The sequence below is a fragment of the Clostridioides sp. ZZV15-6597 genome, assembly GCF_020657815.1.
In the GTDB taxonomy this organism is placed as follows: domain Bacteria; phylum Bacillota; class Clostridia; order Peptostreptococcales; family Peptostreptococcaceae; genus Clostridioides.
The window spans coordinates 1-431 of sequence record NZ_JAGWCT010000262.1 but is presented as its reverse complement, the minus strand read 5'-3'; the positions used below and the strand labels follow the sequence as shown (position 1 = coordinate 431).

Here is a 431-nt window from a genome sequence, read left to right as displayed (position 1 = left end):
GGTGACTCGTAGGGGAATTGAACCCCTGTTACCGCCGTGAAAGGGCGGTGTCTTAACCTCTTGACCAACGAGCCATTATTGGCTCCAAGGGTGGGGCTCGAACCCACAGCCTACCGGTTAACAGCCGGTTGCTCCACCGTTGAGCTACCTTGGAACATCTAACGTGGCTATGTCCTACTCTCCCAGGCAGTTTCCCACCAAGTACCATCAGCGCTAGAGAACTTAACTTCTGTGTTCGGAATGGGAACAGGTGTATCTTCTCTGCTATTATAACCACATTTTCTTCTTGTTGCTAGGACAAGTATAATATTAACATTTTTTGTTATTTTTGTCAATACTTTTTTCATACTTTTTTAGAGTTAACACTCTAAAAACTACATATATATTTTAATTAATGAACATCAAATAAATATTGGTCAAGTCCTCGACCT

General features: G+C 42.0%; 2 tRNA genes and 1 rRNA gene. All 3 read right to left on the bottom strand.

The features are described from left to right. Positions 1 to 2: 2 nt before the first annotated feature. Positions 3 to 74 (bottom strand) — tRNA-Glu (locus KGF52_RS21175). Between the two features lie 5 nt (positions 75 to 79). After that, positions 80 to 154 (bottom strand) — tRNA-Asn (locus tag KGF52_RS21170). A 7-nt stretch (positions 155 to 161) separates the two neighbouring features. Further along, positions 162 to 278: ribosomal RNA gene (gene rrf, locus KGF52_RS21165) — 5S ribosomal RNA — on the bottom strand. Positions 279 to 431: the final 153 nt, after the last annotated feature.